The 18,520-nt window shown below is 59.0% G+C and carries 20 protein-coding genes; 9 read left to right on the forward strand and 11 right to left on the reverse strand.

Annotated features, from left to right (window positions below; translation table 11 throughout):
• Window positions 1-36 precede the first annotated feature (36 nt).
• Complete coding sequence (locus tag OOF89_RS13805) at window positions 37-969, forward strand: NAD-dependent epimerase/dehydratase family protein (RefSeq protein ID WP_266077208.1); 933 nt, start codon at window positions 37-39, stop codon at window positions 967-969.
• Between the two features lie 23 nt (window positions 970-992).
• On the opposite strand, the gene OOF89_RS13810 is transcribed toward OOF89_RS13805, so the two are convergent.
• From OOF89_RS13810 to OOF89_RS13840, 7 genes are all read right to left on the reverse strand, one after another.
• Window positions 993-1,325, reverse strand: a complete 333-nt coding sequence (locus tag OOF89_RS13810; RefSeq protein WP_266077209.1) for a BsuPI-related putative proteinase inhibitor — start codon at window positions 1,323-1,325, stop codon at window positions 993-995.
• 64 nt (window positions 1,326-1,389) lie between these two features.
• Window positions 1,390-2,532 (reverse strand): S8 family peptidase, encoded by a 1,143-nt coding sequence (locus OOF89_RS13815; protein ID WP_407661570.1) that lies wholly within the window; start codon window positions 2,530-2,532, stop codon window positions 1,390-1,392.
• Between the two features lie 243 nt (window positions 2,533-2,775).
• The gene (locus tag OOF89_RS13820) at window positions 2,776-3,936 is read right to left on the reverse strand and encodes a S8 family peptidase (protein WP_266077211.1); all 1,161 of its coding nucleotides are present in this window, start codon (window positions 3,934-3,936) and stop codon (window positions 2,776-2,778) included.
• Window positions 3,937-4,053: 117 nt separating this feature from the next.
• Window positions 4,054-5,178, reverse strand: coding sequence for a S8 family peptidase (locus OOF89_RS13825; protein ID WP_266077212.1), 1,125 nt, complete (start codon window positions 5,176-5,178; stop codon window positions 4,054-4,056).
• A gap of 167 nt (window positions 5,179-5,345) precedes the next feature.
• On the reverse strand, window positions 5,346-6,536 hold the full coding sequence (locus OOF89_RS13830) for a S8 family peptidase (protein WP_266077213.1): 1,191 nt from the start codon (window positions 6,534-6,536) through the stop codon (window positions 5,346-5,348).
• Between the two features lie 142 nt (window positions 6,537-6,678).
• Window positions 6,679-7,836, reverse strand: a complete 1,158-nt coding sequence (locus tag OOF89_RS13835) for a S8 family peptidase (RefSeq protein ID WP_266077226.1) — start codon at window positions 7,834-7,836, stop codon at window positions 6,679-6,681.
• A 108-nt stretch (window positions 7,837-7,944) separates the two neighbouring features.
• Window positions 7,945-8,181: a hypothetical protein gene (locus OOF89_RS13840; RefSeq protein WP_266077228.1), complete on the reverse strand. Its 237-nt coding sequence runs from the start codon at window positions 8,179-8,181 to the stop codon at window positions 7,945-7,947.
• 160 nt (window positions 8,182-8,341) lie between these two features.
• On the opposite strand from OOF89_RS13840, the gene OOF89_RS13845 reads away from it, so the two are divergent.
• From OOF89_RS13845 to OOF89_RS13855, 3 genes are all read left to right on the forward strand, one after another.
• On the forward strand, window positions 8,342-9,100 hold the full coding sequence (locus OOF89_RS13845; RefSeq protein ID WP_266077230.1) for a DUF2797 domain-containing protein: 759 nt from the start codon (window positions 8,342-8,344) through the stop codon (window positions 9,098-9,100).
• A gap of 23 nt (window positions 9,101-9,123) precedes the next feature.
• On the forward strand, window positions 9,124-10,461 hold the full coding sequence (locus OOF89_RS13850) for a DEAD/DEAH box helicase (protein WP_266077232.1): 1,338 nt from the start codon (window positions 9,124-9,126) through the stop codon (window positions 10,459-10,461).
• A gap of 198 nt (window positions 10,462-10,659) precedes the next feature.
• Window positions 10,660-11,187 carry a hypothetical protein gene (locus OOF89_RS13855; RefSeq protein ID WP_266077234.1) on the forward strand — a complete coding sequence of 176 codons (528 nt, stop codon included), beginning with the start codon at window positions 10,660-10,662 and terminating at the stop codon, window positions 11,185-11,187.
• Here OOF89_RS13855 and OOF89_RS13860 read toward each other — a convergent pair whose 3' ends face one another.
• Window positions 11,188-11,577, reverse strand: a complete 390-nt coding sequence (locus OOF89_RS13860) for a hypothetical protein (RefSeq protein ID WP_266077235.1) — start codon at window positions 11,575-11,577, stop codon at window positions 11,188-11,190.
• 78 nt (window positions 11,578-11,655) lie between these two features.
• Between OOF89_RS13860 and OOF89_RS13865 the strand changes: the two genes are divergently transcribed.
• Window positions 11,656-13,155, forward strand: a complete 1,500-nt coding sequence (locus OOF89_RS13865) for a DUF790 family protein (RefSeq protein ID WP_266079798.1) — start codon at window positions 11,656-11,658, stop codon at window positions 13,153-13,155.
• A 13-nt stretch (window positions 13,156-13,168) separates the two neighbouring features.
• On the opposite strand, the gene OOF89_RS13870 is transcribed toward OOF89_RS13865, so the two are convergent.
• Together OOF89_RS13870 and OOF89_RS13875 are read right to left on the reverse strand one after the other, a co-directional pair.
• The gene (locus OOF89_RS13870; RefSeq protein WP_266077236.1) at window positions 13,169-13,708 is read right to left on the reverse strand and encodes a DUF7122 family protein; all 540 of its coding nucleotides are present in this window, start codon (window positions 13,706-13,708) and stop codon (window positions 13,169-13,171) included.
• Window positions 13,705-14,610 carry an RsmB/NOP family class I SAM-dependent RNA methyltransferase gene (locus OOF89_RS13875; RefSeq protein WP_266077238.1) on the reverse strand — a complete coding sequence of 302 codons (906 nt, stop codon included), beginning with the start codon at window positions 14,608-14,610 and terminating at the stop codon, window positions 13,705-13,707. The genes OOF89_RS13870 and OOF89_RS13875 overlap by 4 nt, the downstream gene beginning before the upstream one ends.
• 108 nt (window positions 14,611-14,718) lie before the next feature.
• On the opposite strand from OOF89_RS13875, the gene OOF89_RS13880 reads away from it, so the two are divergent.
• Window positions 14,719-15,465: a proteasome assembly chaperone family protein gene (locus OOF89_RS13880; protein WP_266077240.1), complete on the forward strand. Its 747-nt coding sequence runs from the start codon at window positions 14,719-14,721 to the stop codon at window positions 15,463-15,465.
• A gap of 153 nt (window positions 15,466-15,618) precedes the next feature.
• On the opposite strand, the gene OOF89_RS13885 is transcribed toward OOF89_RS13880, so the two are convergent.
• Complete coding sequence (locus tag OOF89_RS13885; RefSeq protein WP_266077242.1) at window positions 15,619-16,365, reverse strand: M23 family metallopeptidase; 747 nt, start codon at window positions 16,363-16,365, stop codon at window positions 15,619-15,621.
• 145 nt (window positions 16,366-16,510) lie between these two features.
• Between OOF89_RS13885 and OOF89_RS13890 the strand changes: the two genes are divergently transcribed.
• The 3 genes from OOF89_RS13890 to OOF89_RS13900 all read left to right on the forward strand — a co-directional run bounded on the left by OOF89_RS13890 (window position 16,511) and on the right by OOF89_RS13900 (window position 18,482).
• A complete protein-coding gene (locus OOF89_RS13890; RefSeq protein ID WP_266077245.1) occupies window positions 16,511-16,660 on the forward strand; it encodes a hypothetical protein in 150 nt (49 codons plus the stop codon).
• A 44-nt stretch (window positions 16,661-16,704) separates the two neighbouring features.
• Window positions 16,705-17,826 (forward strand): pyridoxal phosphate-dependent aminotransferase, encoded by a 1,122-nt coding sequence (locus OOF89_RS13895; protein ID WP_266077247.1) that lies wholly within the window; start codon window positions 16,705-16,707, stop codon window positions 17,824-17,826.
• A gap of 257 nt (window positions 17,827-18,083) precedes the next feature.
• Entirely contained in the window at window positions 18,084-18,482 is a 399-nt protein-coding gene (locus tag OOF89_RS13900) for a hypothetical protein (RefSeq protein WP_266077249.1), read from the forward strand.
• Window positions 18,483-18,520 lie beyond the last annotated feature (38 nt).

The following is an 18,520-nucleotide window of genomic DNA, read 5'->3' on the forward strand; positions in this document are numbered from 1 at the left end:
GGAAAACACTTCCCGGCAACCAGCACAGATTGGTGCATGCAACTTTCCGGTAAACGAGTGCTCGTAACCGGCGGTGCCGGACTCGTCGGGTCACAGATGGTCGAAGATCTCGTCGCGGAGAACGACGTCGTCGTCGCGGACGATCTCTCCAACGGAATCCGGTCCTCCATTCCCGACGATGCGGAGTTCGTACAGGCCGATTTAACCGACGAAACGCGGGTCGCCGACGTTATCACCGACGACTTGGACGCCGTTTTTCACTTCGCCGCGGCGGACAAATACGTCAACACGGACGACCCGCGCCCGCAGTTCGAGGAGAACGGCGAGATGACGTACAACATCCTCGAACGAATGGACGAGGTTGGTGTCACGAACTTCGTCTTTACCTCCTCTTCGACGGTGTACGGCGAGGCTCCGCGGCCGACGCCGGAGGATTACGCCCCCCTTGAACCCATCAGTATCTACGGTTCGGCGAAGCTCTCGGAGGAAGCACTCCTATCGACGTTCGCCCACTCCTACGATTTCACGGTATGGAACTTCCGCTTTGCAAACATCGTCGGCCCGCGGTTCGGCGCCGGCGTCGTCCCGGACTTCGTCGAGAAGCTGGACGACAACTCCGACGTGCTCACGATTCTCGGCAACGGACTGCAGGAGAAGTCGTACATGCACGTCACCGAATGTACCGAGGCGATTCGCTACGTCGTAGAGAACGCCGACGACGCGATGAACACCTACAACCTCGGGACGAAAACGACTACCTCGGTCAACGCCATCGCCGACATCGTGGCTGATGTGATGGGACTCGACCCGGAATACGAGTACACCGGCGGTGATCGCGGATGGACCGGTGACGTACCGAAGATGCGTCTCTCCATCGAAAAACTGTCCGCACTCGGTTGGCAACCCGCCCAGAGTAGCGACGACGCAGTTCGTCGGGCAGCAGAGCAGCTGTACGAAAGACTGGAGTAAGACTCGCGGACGACCGCGAAGGATCAGACCGAAAAATCGGTTCGCGCTTCGACGTCTTCCTCGATGATATCGAGCGTGGCAACGACTGTGTAGTAGCCAGGCGTGGGGTCGGCCCACCCTCCCGAAAACGTCCTTCGTTCTCCGGGGTCGAAAGTCTCCGACTGAAGTGCTTGCGTGAACATCCGTCCGTCGCTTGCCCGCCAGATTTCGGCATCGTCTTCTAGCACTGCGAAATCCGCTTTGAGTCCGCTCCGGAAGGTAACGTCAACTGTGTCGTCCCCGGGATTTCGAACCGTCAGTTCGAACTCGACGTTTCCGTCGCTGGACGTCGCCGTCACATCGCTTTCGAGCGTCATTGGTTCATCGTTCTACGGGCTGATTCGAAAAGGTTGTCCTCGCACTGATCGGATTCGGACGGAATTACGTGCTGTCCGAGGAATCGAGTCCGAGTGCGGCGGCCACGTCGAGGAGGCCGGAGCCGGATTCGTTACTCGACAGGCCGATGTCTTCGGCAGTGGATTTCAGCTGGCTTCGAGCCTGACTCGCACTCTGGCCGTTGGCGATGAGTTGTGCCGCTGCGCCCGAGACGTGTGGACACGCCATCGACGTTCCGGAGAGCGTGTTGTACGTTCCTTCGAGATACGTCGAGTAGATGTCCGAGCCGGGTGCGGCGATTTCGACTTCCGGCCCCTGACTGGAGAACGACGAGAGGCCGTCGCTCTGGTTCGTCGAACTGACGGCGATACACTCGTCGTATGCGGCGGGATACCCGACACAGTCCGTGCACGGTCCGTCGTTGCCGGCCGCGGCCACGAGGAGCACACCTTTGCTTGCGGCGTATTCACAGGCATCCTTGAGGGTACTCGACTCACCGCCACCGAGACTGAGACTGCCGACGTCCCATCCCTGGTCGGCCGTGTACTCGATACCCTTTGCGACGTCCGAGGTCGATCCGGAACCGGAAGCGGTGAGAACCTTCACGGCGTGGAGGGTCGCCTCCGTCGAGACGCCGACGACGCCTTGACTGTTGTTCACCGCGTTGGCGATACCGGCACAGTGGGTGCCGTGGCCGTTGTCGTCGTTCCAGAGGTTGCTGCTAGTTCCCCCAGTGAACGCTCGACCGGATCCGAGGTTGGCTTCCAAGTCCGGATGGCCGTCATCGATACCGGTGTCGATGATGGCGATATCCGCACCGTTGCCGGTCTCACCGTTCGCATGGGCAACCTCCGCGTCGACGCGGTCGATGCCCCACGGAAGCGTCTGTGCGAGGGCGTGCATCGTTCCGTTCTCCTCGACGTAGCGAACGTCGCTCCGCTTTTCGAGTGCGGTAGCCGCCTTCTTGGGGAGGCGAAGCGTGAGCGCGTCGAAATTGAACTCACGAACGACATCGTTTGCGGCGTTCAGTGCCGCCTTGCGGCCACCCTCGGAACTGAATCCGATGTTCACTTCGACCTTGTCGTTGGGCTTCGCTGCCGCGAAACCGCTCGCGCCCGCGACTGCGAGCGAACCGCCGGCTAGCTTGAGCACATCTCGTCTCGTGGAATCGCTGGAATTTGGTACCATCCATCAGGAATAAACGATTGAAAACTTATAAAGGATTTCTACGATTTGATTTAATTGAATCTTTTTCAATACGGAATATTATATTCATTTCCCAAATAGGTTGTTGGATGATACCATGGCCTGCGTCACATGGTAGTCATCCTCTCGATTCGACGAGTGCACGTTGAAAACGACACACCTCGGCGGTAGCGAACCGCTGATCGTGATATATTCTGCCAAAAGAAGGTTCAGCGGCTTTTCAGTTTACGTGTCGTCGCTGGAGTCGAGACCGAGCGAAGCAGCCACGTCGAGGAGGCCGGAGCCGGACTCGTTACTCGACAGGCCGATATCTTCGGCCGTGTTCTTGAGCTGGCTACGTGCACCGGAGTTCGAGTAGCCCTGCGCCATCAACTGACCTCCTGCGCCCGCGACGTGTGGACACGCCATCGACGTTCCGGAGAGCGTGTTGTACGATTCGTCGGGGTACGTCGAGTAGATGTCCGAGCCGGGTGCGGCGATTTCGACTTCCGGACCGGTCGAGGAGAACGACGAGAGGCCGTCGCTGGAGTTCGTCGAACTGACGGCCATCACTTCGGGGTAGGCGGCCGGATAGCCGACACAGTCCGAACATGGACCCGAGTTACCTGCCGCACCCACGAGGAGGACGCCACTGCTCTGGGCGTACTGGCAAGCGTCGCGGAGGGCCGAGGAACCGGACGAGCCGCCAAGGCTCATGCTCCCGACATCCCAACCCTGGTCGGCGACGTACTCGATACCGGCGGCGATGTCGGAGTACGATCCGCTACCGTTGTAGTTGAGCACCTTGACCGCGTGGAGCGTGATGTTCGGCCCGACACCGACGACGCCTTGGCTGTTGTCGTTGGCCGCCGCGATACCGGCACAGTGGGTGCCGTGGCCGTTGTCGTCGTCCCAGTTATAGTAACATTCACCATAAAACGAAGAACAGTTCACGAAGGCTCTACCGGCACCGAGATAGTCCTGTAGGTCGGGATGGTCGGAATCGATACCCGTGTCGATGATCGCGACGTCAGCCCCGCCGCCAAGATAACCGTTCGCGTGAGCGACGTCCGCATCGACGCGTTCGATGCCCCACGGTTCGGTTTCCGCGAGCGCCTGCATCGTACCGTTGTCTTCGACGTATCGAACGTTCGGGTTGCTCTCTAAAGCGGTTGCCGCCTTTTTCGGAACACGGATCGTCAGTGCATCGAAATTGAACTCACGAATCACGTCGCTTGCCGCGTCGCGGGCAAGCGTTCGTCCACGCTCGCTTTTGAAACCGACGTTGACCTCCACCAAATCGTTCGGCTTCGCGTTTGCAAAACCAGTAACCGAAAGTGCTGCTGCTGCTCCACCAGTTGCCTTGAGTACGTTTCGCCGCGAAACACCATCTTTGTTGCGTGGCATTGCGAATGCAACAATGGGGTATATTGTATTAAACTTTTCTCTGTAAAAAATATTAATTTATAATATCTAGTCTTAAATTAATACTTCGGGGGTGGAACGTTCTCCCCTACGAAGTAGTCAGTTATCGGACGAATTTAGACCGAGTGCGGCGGCCACATCGACGAGACCGTATCCCTGTTCGTCACCGGAAAGGCCGAGGTCCTCGGCGGTGTCGCGAAGTCGTTGGCGTGCATCCGTATTCGAGTATCCCACAGCGGCCACCTGTGCTGCCGCACCCGAGACGTGTGCCGCCGCCATCGATGTACCAGAAAGCGTCTGATACGTATCGTTGTAGTACGTCGAGTAGATGTCCGAACCGGGGGCGGCGAGTTCGATTTCCGGACCGGTCGAGGAGAACGATGAGAGGTCGTCGCTTTGGTTCGTCGCACTGACCGCGATGACTTCGGGTTCCGCGGCCGGATAGCCGACACAACCGCCGCTACACGGTCCGGAACCACCTGCAGAACCGACGAGAAGGGATCCCTGATTGTAGGCGTATTCGACGGCGTTTTCCACCGTCGAGGACTTGCTTCCACCGATGCTCAAATTGATGACGTCGTAGCCGCGATCCGCTGCCCATTCGATTCCGGCGGCGATATCGGAGTATGACCCGACGCCGGAACTGTCCAAGGCTTTGACCGCGTGGAGGGTCGCGCCGGGTGCGATGCTACCGACACCGGAGTAGTTGTTGACTGCAGCGATGGTTCCAGCGACGTGCGTTCCGTGACCGTTCTCGTCCGACCACGAACTTCCGTGATAGGTCTTTCCGGTCCCGAGGTTCGCTTGCAGGTCCGGATGGTCCGCGTCGATTCCCGTATCGATGACTGCCACGTCCGCTCCTGCTCCGGTATAACCGTTCGTCCCTGCGACGTCGGCGTCGACACGGTCGACCCCCCACGGGAGCGTTTCGGCGAGAGCACGCATTTGGCCGTTTTCTTCGACGTAGCTGACGTCCGGCGCGTTTTCGAGCGCGGCGACCGCCCGTTCCGGTACACGAATAGTCACTGCGTCGATGGATTCGAACTCTCGAACGACTTCGTTCGACGCCTCGAGTGCAAACTGCCGTGCGGATGCAGTTTCGAACCCAACGTTCAGTTCTCGGAGTTCCTCACGTCCGGCGGTAACGCCGCTTCCACCGAGCGCGATGATCGATGCCCCTGTCGCCTTCAGTACGTTCCGCCGTGTCTTGGCTTGTCTTACCATTGCCCTCATAAAGAATATCGGTCGGTATAATTTTTACCATATGAAATTCTAAAATTTATCTATTGACATAATAATACATTCGTAAGGCGAGTAATCCCCGTTCAACATACTAACGTTCACTGCTGCTCAGCGACAGTGAAGAGTAGACAAAAACGGTTACCGGACGATTAGTTGTCGCTGGAGTCGAGACCGAGTGCGGCCGCCACGTCGAGCAGTCCCTGCCCTTGCTCGTTCGCCGGCAGGCCGAGGTCTTTCGCCGTGCTCAGGATTTGACTCTCGGCGTCGCGAGCGGAGTATCCCTGTGCCATCAGTTGGCCGACGGCACCGGCAACGTGCGGGGTCGCCATCGACGTCCCTGAATACGTGTCGTAGCCACCCGGAACCGACGAGTAGATGTCCGTCCCGGGTGCGATGATATCGACTTCCGGGCCTTGGCTGGAGAACGAAGACTGACCGTCACTCTCGTTCGAGGACGCCACTGCGATGGTCTCCGGGTACGCTGCCGGGTAGCCGACACAGTCGGTACACTGGCCGGAGTTACCTGCAGCCGCGATGAGCGAGACGCCGTTGTCGTAGGCGTACTGGATTGCATCGTGAAGTGCGGCGGAACCGGACGAACCACCGAGGCTCATGCTGGCAACGTCCCAGCCTTGGTCGGCAACGTACTCGACACCGGCGGCGATGTCGGAGAACGAACCGCTACCGGCACAGTCCAGCACTTTGACCGCGTGGAGCGTTGCGTTCGGCGAGACGCCGACGACACCTTCCGTATTGTCGTCGCCTGCTGCGATACCGGCACAATGGGTCCCGTGGTTGTTGTCGTCCGACCACGAGTTGTTACAGGAATTGCTGTTCCCGGAGAACGCACAGTTTCCGAAGTAACCGCCGTTGCCACAGGAGACGAAGGCTTTCCCGGAACCGAGGTGGTCCTGTAGGTCCGGATGATCGTCGTCGATTCCAGTGTCGACGATAGCGATGTCGGCACCTGCTCCGAGGTCTCCGTTCGCGTGAGCGACCTCCGCGTCGACGCGGTCGATGCCCCACGGGAGGGTCTCCGCGAGGGCTTCCATCGTACCGTTTGCCTCGACGTAGCGCACGTTCGGGTTCTTTTCGAGTGCGGTTGCTGTCCGCTTCGGCACTCGGATGGTCATTACTTTAATCGAGTTGAACTCCCGAACGACCTCGTCCGCACTGCTTCGGGCCATCGCTCGGCCGCGTTCGCTGTTGAATCCGACGTTGACCTCCACCTTGTCGGTCGGAGCCGCGGACGCGAGACCAGTCGCACCTGCTGCCGCCAGTGAACCGCCGGTGAGTTTGAGTACATTCCGCCGCGAAACGCCATTGGCTTTCCTTACCATACTATTTGTTAGAACCTACCATAGAATAAATATCTTATGATATTAATATAAGACAATTTATTTATAGATTAACTTAAAACTTCTACTCTAAATAAATACTCGGGATAATACGCGTTCGGATCGTCGAAAACCGGCCGACCGGTCAGTTGTCGCTGGAGTCGAGACCGAGTGCGGCGGCCACGTCGAGGAGGCCGGAGCCGGACTCGTTACTCGACAGGCCGATGTCTTCGGCGGTCTGTTTGATCGTATCGCGTGCCCCCGTGTTCGACGACCCGTTGGCCATTAGTTGACCACCTGCGCCCGCGACGTGTGGAGTCGCCATCGACGTCCCGGAGAACGTATCGTAGCCGCCGGGAACGGTCGAGTAGATGTCCGTCCCGGGTGCGGCGATTTCGACTTCCGGCCCCTGACTGGAGAACGACGAGAGGTCGTCGCTGGAGTTCGTCGAACTGACGGCCATCACTTCGGGGTAGGCGGCCGGATAGCCGACACAGTCCGAACATGGACCCGAGTTACCCGCTGCACCAACGAGGAAGACGCCATTGTTCACGGCGTATTGACAAGCATCACGAAGCGCTTGTGATCCCGAAGATGCCCCGAGACTCATGCTCCCGACATCCCAACCCTGGTCGGCGACGTACTCGATACCGGCGGCGATGTCGGAGAAGGTACCGCTGCCGCGGCTGTCGAGGACTTTAACGGCGTGGAGCGTCGCCTCGGTCGAGACGCCGATGACACCTTGGCTGTTGTCCACGGCGTCAGCGATACCGGCACAGTGGGTGCCGTGGTCGTTGTCGTCATCCCAGTCATATCGGCACTTGCTCGGTCCTCCTTTACAGCTGACGAACGCTTTGCCAGCACCGAGGTTAGCCTGCAAATCGGGATGGTCGGAGTCGATGCCCGTATCGAGGATGGCGATGTCGGCACCTGCTCCCGTTTCGCCGTTTGCGTGGGCAACGTCTGCGTCGATGCGGTCGACACCCCACGGCTCGGTCTCCGCGAGGGCGTGCATCGTGCCGTTTTCCTCGACGTAGCGTACGTTCGGGTTGCTCTGTAGTCCGGAAATCGCTTTCTTGGCGACTCGAATCGTCACCACGTCGATCGAGTCGAAGTCGCGAACTACGTCGCTTGCGGCGCTCAGCGCCGCGCTACGACCGCGTCCGCTCTTGACCCCGACGTTGACTTCCACCGTGTCGGTCGGTGCCGCGGACGCGAGACCAGCCGTACCGGCCATTGCCAGTGAACCGCCAGTGAGTTTGAGTACATTCCGCCGCGAAACGCCATTAGCTTTCCTTGCCATGGTATTTGCTACAATCTCGCACCAATTTAAATAATTTACTATTTATAATTATTAAAATAATTGATTTAGATGATTCTAATAACTGCTGGCACGTGCGCACCGACGGATTCAGTCGTCGAACGCGCCTGCCTGTCCGTTCGTTTCGACGTATCGAATTTCGGGATGGTTCTCCAGTTCAGTTCGTTTTTCCCGCGGAATAAGCACCGTCAAAACATCGAGTGAATCGAGTTCGCGGACCACCGAGACGGAGACATCCATCGTCGCTTTTCGACCACTGCTTCCGTCGAAACCAACGTTCACTTCGACTACGTCTTGCCCGGATTCCCCTGTGCCACTCTCAGTCACGGTACGGTAATACACTACACGGGTTATTAAAGCGTTCTGGAACCATTCAAATATAGTTATATTGTACAATTTTAATTACAGAAAATAACAAATCAAAAATTCCACACGTTAGGGAACGCGAACGACACGACTTTTACTTTGCCGGGACGAACCCCTCACCGTGCAAATCGTCGGGTACGACACGGGTGTCTCGGAAGATGGCGCACCTGCTCTGCTGGTGAGCGACGGTGATTCTCTCGTACGCGAGGAACTGGCTCGGGGTTCCAAACTCGAATACACGCTAGGCCAACGACACTGCGCCGGAACGTTCGACGGTTCTGTCCACATCCCTTGTACTCGTCCAAGCGCGCCCTACTGTGATTCCCACACAAGCACGTGGATCTGTGCTCGCTGTACCGGCACCTGTCTCAAGGACGAGATGGACTGTTACGAGGATCACGCGATTTATCTGGCGGCGTTCGCTCCGGCAACGTTCAAAGTCGGCGTAACCCGTGAATGGCGACTCGACACCCGTCTCCGGGAGCAGGGTGCAGACCGCGCCGCGCATCTCCAGACCGTAAAAGACGGTCGAATTGCCCGTCAACTCGAAGCCGAAATCGCTCGCGATTTCACGGACCGGGTCCGCGTCCCGACGAAAATTCGAGACCTCAACCGATCAGTGGACGAACCGGCGTGGCAAAACGCCCTGTCGGCGTTCGACCCGATCGACACGTTCTCTTTCGATTACCGGTTAGAGCTCGACTCCACTCCGGTCCACGAGACGCTGGCCAGCGGAACCGTCATCGGCACACAGGGTCGTGTTCTCGTCCTCGAACACGGAGGGACTGCCTACGCAACCGACATGCGTGATCTCGTCGGCTACGAACTCGAACCCGGTGCGACCGACCGTCGTCTGCAGGCCAGCCTCGGCACCTTTTAGACCGCAGCCTGCCCACGTTCGGTGTGGCCGACGTGACCATCTCGTTCGAGGGCGGGACGCTTCGGGTCGAAACCGAACGTGACGTACCGTTTACCGAACCCGACCCCCGCTCGAAGACGCGGCGTGCTTCGGCGTTCCGATACGCTTCCCTTCTCCACTATCTCGATACACACGACATCACGACGGACGATTCCGTGCTCGATCTGCCGGAGATTCCACTCCTGTACTCGGCCTACGAACTCCGTGAGTATCAGGAAAGTGCCCTCGATTCGTGGGAAAATTCGGACCGACGCGGCGTGCTCGAACTCCCAACGGGAAGCGGAAAAACGGTTATCGGCGTCAAAGCTATCGAACGATGTCAAACACCGGCGCTCGTCATCGTTCCGACCATCGACTTGCTCGAACAGTGGCGGGGAATCCTCGAAACCGAGTTCGATGTTCCGATCGGTCAACTCGGCGGCGGCGAACAGCGCGTCGAAGCCCTTACGGTTTCGACGTACGACTCGGCGTACCTCCGGGCGGACGAGATCGGCGACCGATTCGGCCTCGTCGTTTTCGACGAGGTTCATCACCTCGGCGGCGAAGGCTACCGTGAAATCGCCCGTCTCCTCGCCGCACCGGAACGTATGGGTCTGACGGCGACGTTCGAACGGCCCGACGGTGCACACGAAGTCGTCACGGACCTCGTCGGGCCGAGGGTGTTCGACATCGGCGTGGACGACCTCGCTGGCGATTATCTCGCTCCCTACGACGTAAAACGTCTGACCGTCGAGCTCACGCCCGACGAGCGAGAGCGCTACGAACGAGAACAGGGTGTTTTCACGGATTACCTCGCGCAGTCGAACATCCGGATGCGGAGCGGGAGCGATTATCGGGAACTCGTCAAGCGGTCCGGAAGTGACCCGAAAGCCCGCGAAGCCCTGCTCGCGAAGCAACGAGCGCGGGACATCATGATGAACAGCGAAGGGAAAGTGACTACGCTCGGGGAGATTCTGGAGCGACACCAGGGGGACCGCGTCATCGTCTTTACGGCGCACAACGACTTGGTGTACCGGCTTTCGGAGCGATTTCTCATTCCCGCCATCACCCATCAGACCTCGGCTGCCGAGCGCAGGGACGTTCTCGGTCGATTTCGGTCGGGTGAGTATTCGCGTGTCATCACGTCGAACGTGCTGGATGAAGGCGTAGACGTTCCCGACGCGAACGTGGCCGTCGTCCTCTCCGGAAGCGGAAGCGAACGTGAATTCACGCAACGACTCGGTCGAATCCTCCGGTCGAAGGAGGACGGTGGTCGCGCGATTCTCTACGAAGTCGTGACGGAGGAGACCGCCGAAGTTCGAGTCGCGAACCGTCGGCGATAACGACACCATTCCGGTTGACCCATTCTCGATACGCTCTATTGATGCAATAGTATCGATAGTATGTATTGTTTCCATACTATCTTGGGAGTACTCAATACCCGCTTGGCCGTCCGATCAAACGGGGGCGACCCCATTCACCTCTGACATGGCTTCCGGGGGACCCCCCTTTCGAGACGATGTGACAGCATGGAGAGGACGATGACTCGAGCAACCACTACCGACCCCACGACCGAGGAGTACGAGCTACTGACTGCCAAACAGAAAGAACGGGACGGTACTACCGAAGCGGGAACCGTCCGACACGTTCACGTAAACGAGTCCCAGGTCGTACTTACCCTCACATTCGACTGGACGACCGATTCGGAACGGCTCGTGTACGCTCTCGACGACGCACGTGACGTCCGCAAACTCGAATCGCTGACGGACGAACACGGCTTCGAGTTCGCACAAGTCAGCCATCTCGAAGGCCTTTCGGTGACGGTTCGATACACTGCCGATGGATGGGTTCCAGTCTCTACCCTCGCGTACACTGACGGGGAAGGCTCCGTGTCCGAAACGTTTCGAACGGAACTCGAACTGCTCGCGCGAGAGCTCGCACGGTCGCCCGGCTACGTTCGCCGATTCGTCTCGTGGGGACGGTCGCTGTCCACGAAACAGGCCGTTATCGCGGTTATCATCGTCAAAAAGATACTCGTCATCGCACTCGTCACGGTGATGGTGCTGTAGTTACTGCAAGTCGAGGTTGACGGTGGTGTGTGAAGCGTTTTCGTATTTCGCATATTTGACTTCAAACGGAATCGTCACTTCCTTCGTTTGGCCACCGGGGACGGTTACCTTCGGCGATTTTTCGTGAACCGTTTCGCCGATGATCGTAGATACTTTGAGTGTCGCAGAGGCCGTATCGTCGCCGTTGTTTTTGATGCTCACAGCTACGACGAGGTTTCCGCTGTCGCCTTCTCGAACGCCGTTTATGCTGACGGTTTCCAAATTGCCCGAAACTCTTCGATCACCGTCGTCCGCTTTCTGATTACCGCCGCCGAGAATCGCGGCACAGCCACCGGACGAAGCGGCGACAGCGACGAGTCCGAACCGCTGGAGGGCTTTTCGTCTGCGCATACATCAGACCCATTAGGGCATGCGGAATGAATCTTCTCATTCCGACGCCTTTTGTAGATGCCGAATGTACGTGGTATCGTGCTTACGAAAGACCTGCTCCGGGTGTCACGCGCCGGGGGAGGCTATCATCCACAGTTCGCCGGGCGAACACACCGCCCGCTCTCCGCACGCGTCCTCGGGACCTATCAGGGACACGTCGGAAACCCGCGTTCGGAACTCCAGATCGCTCTCGCCGACCTCGAAACCGATGCCCCGGATTTCAAACTCGTCCGCGGGTTCGCCAAACTGCTCGAACGCGAATCGACCTTCGAGCCACAAGCACCCGTTCCCCCGGAACGTGCTCGAAACGTCGCCTTCGAGGAAGCTGAGGCTGTCGGTGTCACGTGCGACGCCGACCGCGAAACCGCGCTCCGTCGTGCTGGTGACCGACTCGACGCGTCGCCCGAGGACATCGAGCGTTCGCTGTATGCCGACCTGGAAGAGCGACAGATCCTCACGAACTTCGATTCGCGTTGGAACCCCGACGAACTGGTTTCCCAGTACAACCTCTCGCTCGCACAGACCGCGCTGTTCGATGCGACCGAACTTCGGGTTCGAAGCGCCGACCCGAAAGCGCTCGTCTCCGCCGTCAAGCGACTGCGGTTGATGTACGAAATCCGTAAAACGAGCGATGGACGGGAGGTCGTCGTCACCGGCCCGGACGCGCTCTTTCGCGCCACACGACGCTACGGTACACGATTCGCTCGGCTCCTACGAACCGTGGTAAAAGCCGACGAGTGGCATCTGACCGCGACCATCGACGATCACGGAACCGAGCGTGAACTCACCCTTTCCGACGCCGACCCACTGAACGGGCCGGGAACCGACCCAGTCAGCGAACTCGCGTTCGACAGCGAAGTCGAACGCGAGTTCGCGACGAGGTTCGACGCGCTCGGATTGGACTGGAACCTCGTTCGCGAACCGGAACCGCTGGAGGCGGGTTCGCGGGTAATGATCCCCGACTTCGCGTTCGACTATCGACACGCTGATTTCCGCGTCTTCTTCGAAATCATGGGCTTTTGGACGCCGGAGTACGTCGAGAAGAAATTATCGCAACTCGACACCGTGGCGGACGAACTGCTCGTCGCTGTGGACGAATCCCTCGGTGTCGGGGAAGCGATCACGGCACGCGACCACAAGGCGATTCCTTATTCCGACCGGATTCGGGTCAAGGACGTTCGCGATGCGCTCCGACGGTACGAGGAGGAACTCGTCGCCGAGAGTCGGGCGTCGCTTCCGGACGAAATCGTGCCTGAAGCGGACGTTGTTTCATTGGCCGACCTCGCCGCCGATCATGGTGTCAGCGAGGACGCGATAGAGGACACGGCGTTTCCGGAGCACGAACGAGTCGGACGGACGCTGATTCGTCCCGGTGTCCTGGACGAACTGGCCGACGGTATCGAAGACGGGATGGGGTATTCCGAAGTAGGGAATCTCCTCTCCGACGCCGAAATCGACGATGCGAGCGCCGTTCTCTCACGGCTCGGATATACGGTCGAATGGGAGGGACTGAGTGGCGGAACGATTCGAAAACGGTAGCGAACGGATGCCGTCAGATATCGCGCTGTCGCCCCTTCGGAACGAGCGACTGGAGTTCGCCGTGCAAATACAGGCCGACGCCGAGCGGTTCTCGACCGCCCGCGAGTTCGTGACTGACGATGAGGTATCCCCAGTCGCCGTCCCAGTCGAGTTCCTGATCTTCGCCGTGGACGAACCGACGAGCTCGTTGGTCGTCGAGGTGGACGACGTTTCTCGTCGCAAGTCCGCCGAACCGCTGTGCTGCGTTCGTCGTCGGTTTCCAATGTCGCTGTCGCGTGCGAAGGAACGTCATTCCGAGCGCCTCGATTCGAACCGGCGAGTCGAGATCGCCGCGGAGGATCCATATCTTCCCTTTCCCTTTCTCCCAGAAGGAGTAGCCGTCGAATGTTTTCGGTTCGATTCCAAATCGTTCCTCCCACCAGTCGAGTATCTCCCGTCTACTCGCGCGTCCGGGGACCTCCCGCTCCTCCGCGGTCACCGGAAGGCGGTCGAATCGCTGGCCATCGTTCGTCGGTTCCGCACTCGATTTCTCGTTCCGCGATTCGTCGGTCATGCGCCCACCTCCAGTTTCGCGCAGAAGAACCCGCCCGTGTCGTTATGATGCGGGTAGAATCGTTTCGCCTTTCGAATGCTCTCGTCGTAGTCGTCGCCGTGCCACTCGGTCAGTCCGGGTTCGGATCGAAGACCGATGTCGTACTCGACCAGTCGACAGTTCTCGCGCGCGAGAACATGATCAAGGACGGCTTCGTTTTCCTCCGGCGCAAAGGTACAGGTGGAGTAGACGACCTTCCCGCCTTCTCGCGTGGCCTGAACCGCCCGCCGGAGAATTCCCTTTTGAACGCCTGCGACACCTTCGATGTGGTCGAGACTCCAATCATCCAGTGCTGTCGGGTTCTTCCGAATTGTCCCCTCACACGAACAGGGCACGTCCACGAGTGCAGCGTCGAACGACTCGAAATCGAACGGTTTGAGGGAGAAGTTGCGAGCGTCCTGGTTCGTCACCGCGGTACAGGTAACCCCGAGGCGTTCGGTGTTAAATCGCAGCGCGGAGAGACGACCGAGATTGCTGTCGTTGGCGACGATGAGTCCGTCGTCGTCCAGCAATGCGGCGAGTTGCGTCGTTTTGCTTCCGGGTGCAGCACAGGAATCGAGGACGCGTTCTCCCGGTTCGGGGTCGAGGACGAATGCGGGAATCGAGGAGACTTCCTCCTGTCCATGTGTCCACCCGTGAAACGAAGGCCACGTGTTGCCCGGTTTTCCTTCGATTTCGAGCACGTTCTCGTTCCATTCGCGTGATTCCCATTCGACACCCTCGGCGTCGAACGCGTCGGTCACTCGTTCGGGAGTCGCTTTGATGCCGTTTACCCGAACGACCGATGGGAGGGGGCGCTCGCAGGCGGCGAGAAACGCCTCATAGTCGTCAAGGATCGGTTCGTATCGCTCCAGTGCGTCCATTACTCGTCAGTGTGCACGAGAGGCGTTTGTGGGTTTCGGAGCGACGTGACGGGTTCGATATCTGAACGCTCCCGTCTATTTAAGATGAAGCCGACCAAACAATGGTGTATGAGTAATATTACCGTGGTCGCGGAGGACATCGAACTCGATGCACCGACGCTGATCGAGGGACTTCCGGGCCTCGGATTGGTCGGGAAAATCGCCACGGATCACATCGTAGAACAGTTCGACATGACCTACTATGCGGGTCTCGACTGCAGCGGAATCCCAGAAATCGCGGTGTATGAAGGTGATGGTCGGGAGCTTCTGCCACCTGTTCGACTGTATGCGGACGAAGAACGCAATCTGGTCGCACTCAAAAGCGACGTACCCGTCTCGGCCGAGAGTTCACCGCAGTTCGCGAACTGCGTCTCCTCCTGGGTCCAATCGAGGGACGCGACACCGTTGTATCTCAGCGGTCTCCCCCATCAAAAACAGTCAGGTGATGTCCCGGAATTGTATGGCGTCGCGACCGGCGAGGCGAGTTCTTTACTGGACGATCGGAATATCGATTTCCCCAGTGAGACCGGCGCGATCAGCGGGCCGACCGGTGCCCTCCTCCATCGCGCGGGAAAACTCGGTCTGGACAGTATCGGTCTCATCGTCCAATCCGATCCACAGTTCCCCGACCCCGAGGCGGCCCGAACCCTCATCAAAGACGGCATCGCGCCGCTCGCCGACGTCGAGGTGAACACTGACGATCTCGTGGAACGCGCGGAGGATATTCGACAGCAGAAAGAACAGCTCGCCCAGCGCATGCAACAGGCCGAATCGGAGGAGAGTTCGCAGGCGCAACCGCTCCGAATGTTCCAATAAGAACGATTTGCAGTAGCGGTGTGTCGACCGCTGGTTTCTGAGGACGACACATCCCCAGTAACTGACTGATCGTATGATTTTGAGGACGACGCAGCGAGTCGCTATCGACGGGGAAAACAAGAGCTCAATTTCGATTACCCCGTCGTTACGATCTCAGATTCCGGAGTAGTCCTTCGGAATCGCGGTACCGGCAGTAACGTTCTCCCCGTCAGCGCCCGGAATCGAGAGGTGGGTACCGTTCTGCTCGACGGTGAAGTGAAGGTGGGGACCGGTCGAGTTCCCGGTGTTGCCCATGCCGCCGATCTTCTGGCCGCGGGAGACGCTCTCGCCCTGTACCACGTCGAAGCTGTTGAGGTGGCAGTACATCGTCTGGTAGCCGTTTTCGTGACCGAGCTTCAGATAGTTGCCACAGCCACCCGATTCGTAGCTTCGAATATCAACGACGCCGCTACGGGCCGCGTAAATCGGCTCGCCGATATTGCCGTTGGCGCCGATGTCAACCGCGTAATGTCCGGGGCGGGCACCGTACGGTGACGTGATGTAGCCCGTAATCGGCCAGTCGAAATCCGCGCCGCCACCGCCGCCGGACGTGGATTGGAGGTATCGCTCGACGGACCAGCCCCAGACGTTTCGGTCGAGCCAATGGATACCCCACCACGTGTAGCCGTCTTCGGTCGTCGGACCGTTCATTATTTCGCCGACTTCGCCGTCGTTCACCGTAGCGACGATGGGCGACTCAGTGCCTGGTTGTTCCCGCGTGTTCAGTCTCGTGGTCGCGGCGACTCGTTCCCCATCCGTGAACGCGCTTGCCGAACCGCTCATCGCGGCTGGAACCGTAATCGCGGTTGCTGCGGTTCCGATCGATTTTATCAACGAACGTCTGTTGAATTTCTCTTTCATCCATTTCTATACGATAACTGAACCATATTAAATTTTATTTCTAGAATATTGTATTTAATTTGTTACTCGGGGGTGAAGAGCTGGCAACGGCCAGGACCGACGTGCAAGCAGGATACTTTTGCGTCCCTACCCCGTTCGACCAACCATGACCGACAGCGAAGACGTTGATCTCGAACAGTTCTTCCGCGACGTCGACAAAGTGTATTCGGAGTACGAAAACGGCTATATGGATGCCGACGCGGCCCTCTCCGTGCTGGACGACCATCTCGAGACGCTACGGGCACAGGTCGAGTAGCCGAGGAGAAGAATTATCGCCCCCCGCTCCGTGGTTTCGGGCGTATGACCGGCTTTTCGGACAGGGTCGAACACGTATCGATAAGTGGCATCCGGAAGGTGTTCGAGGCCGCAGGCGAGGACGCCATCAACCTCGGCATCGGCCAGCCCGACTTTCCAACACCGAAACACGCGCGACAGGCCGCCCTCGACGCCATCGAATCGGGAGAAACGGACGCCTACACGTCGAACAAAGGAATCCTGGGACTGAGGGAGGCTATCAGCGCGAAGCACGAACGCGACAACGATATCGAAATACCTCCCGAGAACATCATCGCCACGGCGGGCGGAAGCGAAGCCCTCCACCTCGTTATGGAAGCCCACGTGAGCGCGGGCGAGGAGGTTATCTACCCCGACCCCGGGTTCGTTGCCTACGAAGCACTGACGCATATCGCGGGCGGGACGCCGAAACCGGTGCCGGTCCGCGACGACCTGACGATCGACCCAGCGGCAGTCGAGGAAGCGATTACCGAAGACACCGCCGCGTTCGTCATCAACAGCCCCGGCAATCCGACCGGCGCGGTCTCCAGCGAGGAAGATATCCGCGAGTTCGCCCGTATCGCGGACGAACACGATGTCCTTTGCATCACGGATGAGGTGTACGAACACATCGTCTTCGAGGGCGACCACTACTCGCCGATGGAGTTCGCCGAATCGGACAACGTCGTCATCGTCAACGCCTGCTCGAAGACCTACTCGATGACCGGATGGCGACTCGGGTGGGTCGCCGGTAGCGAGCGCCGAATCGAGCGCATGCTCCGGGTTCACCAGTACGTCCAAGCTTGCGCGAGTGCTCCGGCGCAGTTCGCCGCGAAAGGTGCGCTCTCCGGGCCACAAGACCCGGTGGACGAAATGGTCGCTTCGTTCCAGGAGCGCAGGGACGTGCTCCTCGATGGACTCTCGGATATCGGCCTCGAAACGCCAACGCCGTCCGGTGCGTTCTACGCGATGCCGAAAGTTCCCGAGGGATGGGTAGACGAAGTCCTTTCGCGGGGGGTCATCGTCGTTCCCGGTGACGCCTTCGGCGAGAACGGTGCCGGTTACGCCCGTATCTCCTACGCGACAGGTATCGAGGAGATCAAGGAGTCGCTCGAAGTGATGGGTGAAGCGGCGAACGCGATTCGGTAATCGTCGTTGGTCGAAATTCGGCCCGTCGAAACGAGGCGTCTACGGGATTATTTCCCGATTTCGGCTCGAAACGACCCGACCGAGAGCGAACGGGTTCGAAATCGGTAATCGATCCTGAGGTGCATGTCGGCGAACCACGATTTGTACCGAGCGACAGAAACCACCTCCAGAATCAACAGTTGTGCGCTTTCCGTTCGATAAACGGAAAAAACGACTACGGCCACTGACGTTCGTCACGGTCGATTTCCCGGCGACTTATGACACAGTCATCACCAGCACTGGCCACCCTCGTGGTGGTCGTCGTCGTCGGAGTTGCGATGAGTATCGTCGGAATACCCGTCTTCCCGTTCTCCGCAGGAGCACATGCGAACCAAGATGGGGCGACGAACCCGTGCCCGACTGCCGAAACAGTAGCCGGGGGGACAGTTGGCGGCAACGAAACGACGTTCGGTACGACCGACACCATGGAGACGAACCGGACGACGGGGGAAACCGATAGTGGGTTCATAGCGACCGAAACGCGGGACGGCCAGTTTACGACCGGAACGCGGGACGGGCGTCTTACTACTGGAACTCAGGATAGCGGGGTCACCTCCGGAACCGACGGCAACCGAACGGGAACGACACGGTGCCCGACCGTCGAGATACGCGGTTGAAACCATCCCGATACTCCCCCTCTTCGTTCCACACCGTC

Source organism: Haladaptatus caseinilyticus (assembly GCF_026248685.1).
GTDB classification, from domain to species: Archaea; Halobacteriota; Halobacteria; order Halobacteriales; family Haladaptataceae; genus Haladaptatus; species Haladaptatus caseinilyticus.

Coding starts and splice junctions, on each gene's coding strand:
- OOF89_RS13875 (WP_266077238.1), bottom strand. CDS start 14,610: ATGGACGCACTGGAGCGATACGAACCGATCCTTGACGACTATGAGGCG.
- OOF89_RS13855 (WP_266077234.1), top strand. CDS start 10,660: ATGACTCGAGCAACCACTACCGACCCCACGACCGAGGAGTACGAGCTA.
- OOF89_RS13900 (WP_266077249.1), top strand. CDS start 18,084: ATGACACAGTCATCACCAGCACTGGCCACCCTCGTGGTGGTCGTCGTC.
- OOF89_RS13805 (WP_266077208.1), top strand. CDS start 37: ATGCAACTTTCCGGTAAACGAGTGCTCGTAACCGGCGGTGCCGGACTC.
- OOF89_RS13820 (WP_266077211.1), bottom strand. CDS start 3,936: ATGCCACGCAACAAAGATGGTGTTTCGCGGCGAAACGTACTCAAGGCA.
- OOF89_RS13895 (WP_266077247.1), top strand. CDS start 16,705: ATGACCGGCTTTTCGGACAGGGTCGAACACGTATCGATAAGTGGCATC.
- OOF89_RS13830 (WP_266077213.1), bottom strand. CDS start 6,536: ATGGTAAGGAAAGCCAATGGCGTTTCGCGGCGGAATGTACTCAAACTC.
- OOF89_RS13885 (WP_266077242.1), bottom strand. CDS start 16,365: ATGAAAGAGAAATTCAACAGACGTTCGTTGATAAAATCGATCGGAACC.
- OOF89_RS13860 (WP_266077235.1), bottom strand. CDS start 11,577: ATGCGCAGACGAAAAGCCCTCCAGCGGTTCGGACTCGTCGCTGTCGCC.
- OOF89_RS13890 (WP_266077245.1), top strand. CDS start 16,511: ATGACCGACAGCGAAGACGTTGATCTCGAACAGTTCTTCCGCGACGTC.
- OOF89_RS13825 (WP_266077212.1), bottom strand. CDS start 5,178: ATGGTAAGACAAGCCAAGACACGGCGGAACGTACTGAAGGCGACAGGG.
- OOF89_RS13815 (WP_407661570.1), bottom strand. CDS start 2,532: ATGGTACCAAATTCCAGCGATTCCACGAGACGAGATGTGCTCAAGCTA.
- OOF89_RS13880 (WP_266077240.1), top strand. CDS start 14,719: ATGAGTAATATTACCGTGGTCGCGGAGGACATCGAACTCGATGCACCG.
- OOF89_RS13870 (WP_266077236.1), bottom strand. CDS start 13,708: ATGACCGACGAATCGCGGAACGAGAAATCGAGTGCGGAACCGACGAAC.
- OOF89_RS13835 (WP_266077226.1), bottom strand. CDS start 7,836: ATGGCAAGGAAAGCTAATGGCGTTTCGCGGCGGAATGTACTCAAACTC.
- OOF89_RS13810 (WP_266077209.1), bottom strand. CDS start 1,325: ATGACGCTCGAAAGCGATGTGACGGCGACGTCCAGCGACGGAAACGTC.